The organism is Streptomyces coryli, from assembly GCF_011044975.1.
Classification (GTDB): Bacteria; Actinomycetota; Actinomycetes; order Streptomycetales; family Streptomycetaceae; genus Streptomyces; species Streptomyces coryli.
In genome coordinates, this window is the sequence record NZ_JAAKZV010000461.1 from 1 (window position 1) to 2,976 (window position 2,976).

2 protein-coding genes are annotated in these 2,976 nt (G+C 70.8%); one reads left to right on the plus strand and one right to left on the minus strand.

Annotated elements, in window-relative coordinates:
- Window positions 1-25: 25 nt before the first annotated feature.
- Entirely contained in the window at window positions 26-1,561 is a 1,536-nt protein-coding gene (locus tag G5C51_RS41200; RefSeq protein ID WP_206314869.1) for a DEAD/DEAH box helicase, read from the minus strand.
- 386 nt (window positions 1,562-1,947) lie between these two features.
- Here G5C51_RS41200 and G5C51_RS41205 point away from each other — a divergent pair, with 386 nt between their 5' ends.
- Complete coding sequence (locus G5C51_RS41205) at window positions 1,948-2,721, plus strand: ferritin-like fold-containing protein (protein WP_420824916.1); 774 nt, start codon at window positions 1,948-1,950, stop codon at window positions 2,719-2,721.
- The last annotated feature ends 255 nt before the right edge of the window (window positions 2,722-2,976 follow it).

The window sequence follows — 2,976 nt, forward strand, 5'->3', positions numbered from 1 at the left end:
GGTGGGTTGGTACAACTCTCAAGACCTACTCGGCGGAACCGGCCTTCGGCGCGGCACCCCGCGTCCGACGCCGCCGCCGCGGCTTCCGCGGAGCGTCAGACGCAGCCTCGGCCTTGGCCGGAGCCTCCTGCGAAGCAGAGTCCGCGGCGACCGGCTGTCCGCCGCGCGTACGCGTACGGGACCGCTGACGCCGCGGCTTGCGCTCCTCGTCCTTGGCGGCGGAGCCGGCGGACGCGGACTTCCGGTCGCCGGAGCGACCGCCCTGGCGGCCACGGCCGCCCGTCTCGCCGAGATCCTCGATCTCCTCCGCACCGAGCCCGGCGCGAGTGCGCTCCGCCCGCGGCAGGATCCCCTTCGTGCCCTCGGGAATCCCGAGCGCCTCGTAGAGGTGCGCCGACGTCGAGTACGTCTCCTCCGGGTCGTCGAAGTCGAGCTCGAGCGCCTTGTTGATCAGCTTCCAGCGCGGGACGTCGTCCCAGTCCACGAGGGTGACGGCCACGCCCGAAGCGCCCGCACGGCCGGTGCGGCCGATGCGGTGCAGGTACGTTTTCTCATCCTCGGGCGACTGGTAGTTGATGACGTGGGTCACGCCCTCGACGTCAATACCCCGCGCGGCCACGTCGGTGCACACGAGCACATCGACCTTGCCGTTACGGAACGCCCGCAGCGCCTGCTCGCGAGCACCCTGCCCCAGGTCGCCGTGGACGGCGCCCGCGGCGAAGCCGCGCTTGGAGAGCTGCTCGGAGATGTCGGCGGCCGTGCGCTTCGTACGGCAGAAGATCATCGAAAGCCCGCGGCCGTCGGCCTGCAGGATGCGCGCGACCATCTCCGGCTTGTCCATGGAGTGGGCGCGGAAGACGTGCTGCTTGGTGTTCGCGACCGTCTGGCCCTCGTCGTCCGGCGCGGTGGCGCGGATGTGCGTGGGCTGCGACATGTAGCGCCGGGCCAGGCCGATCACCGCGCCCGGCATGGTGGCCGAGAACAGCATGGTCTGGCGGCGCGCCGGAAGCAGGTTGATGATCTTCTCGACGTCGGGCAGGAAGCCCAGGTCGAGCATCTCGTCGGCCTCGTCGAGGACGAGCGCCTTGACCTCGGAGAGGCGCAGCTTCTTCTGGCCCGCGAGGTCGAGCAGCCGCCCGGGGGTGCCGACGATCACATCGACGCCCTTCTTGAGCGCCTCGACCTGCGGCTCGTACGAGCGCCCGCCATAGATGGCGCACACCCGGACGTTACGGACCTTGCCGGCCGTCAGCAGGTCGTTGGTGACCTGCTGGCAGAGCTCGCGGGTGGGGACGACCACGAGCGCCTGCGGCGCGTCCGTCAGGTCCTCGGGCTTGGCCCGGCCCGCCTCGACGTCGGCGGGGACGGTGACCTTCTCCAGCAGCGGCAGGCCGAAGCCCAGCGTCTTGCCGGTGCCGGTCTTCGCCTGGCCGATGACATCGGCGCCGGCGAGCGCGACCGGAAGGGTCTCTGCCTGGATGGGGAACGGGGACGTAATGCCGACGGCCTCGAGGGCCTCGGCGGTCTCGGGAAGGATCCCGAGTTCTCTGAACGTAGTCAGGACTGCCTCATTTGGTTGGTCGCGGCGGGCGGCGGAGGGGGTCGTCGTCCGTACGAGCGGTACGCACCGCACACCTTGGTGCGGGACCACGCCCTCGTCGCTGCTCGAGCCGCGAGCGGTTCTCCTTGGTGCGGTGGGCCGTACAGCGTCTTTATCAGCGCCGGTACGTCGCACATCGGAGCGGTCGGGTGGAGCCGATCGGGCCACCGACCGGGCATCCTCATGCATGCACCCCCGCATTTCTGCACGTGCTGACGCAATGCATATGCGACGGGCGCTATATCACTGTACCCCGGATCCGCGCACCTGTGTGGTGTGATCCGTCCGGAAGTGCTCTTCGGTCCCGGGCTGACCTGGGGCTTCCCCTGGGCCGGAGGGCGGCTATTCTGCGCCTCATGGGAACGCCTACATCGCCTTCTGAGCCCTCCTCCGAGCCCGCCGAATCCACTGATTCCACCGAAGCCACCGGCATCGCCGCCCAGGACTGGGCCGGAGCCGCCGCGGACCCGCAGTACCGCGCCGCCGTCGTGGACCTGCTGGGCGCGCTCGCGTACGGAGAGCTGGCCGCCTTCGAGCGGCTGGCCGAGGACGCGAAGCTCGCGCCGGGCCTGGCCGACAAGGCGGAGCTGGCCGCGATGGCTTCCGCCGAGTTCCACCACTTCGAGCAGCTGCAGGCCCGGCTGCGGGAGATCGACGAGGACCCGGTGGCGGCGATGGACCCGTTCGCCGCGGCTCTGGACGAGTTCCACCGCCAGACCGCGCCGTCGGACTGGCTGGAGGGGCTGGTCAAGGCGTATGTGGGGGACTCGATCGCGGCCGACTTCTACCGGGAGGTGGCGGCGCGGCTCGACTCCGACACCAGGGCGCTGGTGCTGGGTGTGCTGGATGACACAGGGCACGCTTCCTTCGCGGTCGAGAAGGTACGGGCGGCGATCGAGGCTGATCCGCGGGTCGGGGGGCGGCTCGCGCTGTGGGCGCGGCGGCTGATGGGCGAGGCGCTCAGTCAGGCGCAGCGGGTGGTCGCGGATCGGGATGCGCTGTCGATGATGCTGGTGGGGGGCGTCGCGGAGGGCTTTGACCTGGCGGAGGTCGGGAAGATGTTCTCGCGGATCACGGAGGCGCACACGAAGCGGATGGCTGCGCTGGGGTTGGCTGCGTAGTTCTACCACCCACCCACCCGTTGCTCCGAGCGATGAGGGCGCTGCCCCCTAGGTCATCGCGCCTAGCGGCGCTCGCCCTCAAGCGCCGGGCGGGCTTGATTGCGCGTGGTCGGCCTGCGCTGCCCGGCCGGATACGGCGGCCTGCGGCCTGCTGAAGCCGGGCGGACAGACCTATTACGTAGGCCGGGCGCGGACAGGCCGATCGTGTCGGCCGCGTGCGGACCGGCTGATGGCGTCGGCCGCGTGCGGGCAGGC